The following is a 445-nucleotide window of genomic DNA, read 5'->3' as shown; positions in this document are numbered from 1 at the left end:
TTTCCATCCGGCAGCCATCTCGCCAAATCTCCCGTCCGGTACATCCGTCCCTCTGACGTATATGGGTCTTCTACGAACTTCTCCTCCGTCAGTTCTTTCCGATTCACATATCCTCGGGCTACGCAGTCCCCTCCAATATGCAGCTCGCCCGGTACGCCGACTGGCTGCAATCGGTCTTTATGGTCCAAAATATACAATTTCACGTTGTCAATCGGCTTCCCAATCGGAATACTCTCCGGTTCCTGGTCCGCAGGACAGTCGTAATACGCCACCTCTACCGTTGCTTCGGTCGGTCCATACAGGTTGTGCAGCGTAGCTCCTTCGGTCCCAAGCAAACGGTTAAATCGGCGGACATGCTCTGTCATCAACGCTTCCCCGCTGGCAAATACTCGCCGTACACTCCGCATTTTCCCGGCGGCTCCGCTGTGCTCGATATACTCCAGGA

The 445-nt window shown here is 54.8% G+C and carries 1 protein-coding gene; it reads right to left on the bottom strand.

The features are described from left to right. A partial coding sequence (locus HFE01_RS26500; RefSeq protein WP_167442912.1) for an AMP-binding protein occupies positions 1-445 on the bottom strand: 445 nt, incomplete at both ends.

Source organism: Paenibacillus sp. EKM10P (assembly GCF_011800655.1).
GTDB classification, from domain to species: domain Bacteria; phylum Bacillota; class Bacilli; order Paenibacillales; family Paenibacillaceae; genus Paenibacillus; species Paenibacillus polymyxa.
This window is presented reverse-complemented; position numbering and strand designations above follow the sequence as displayed.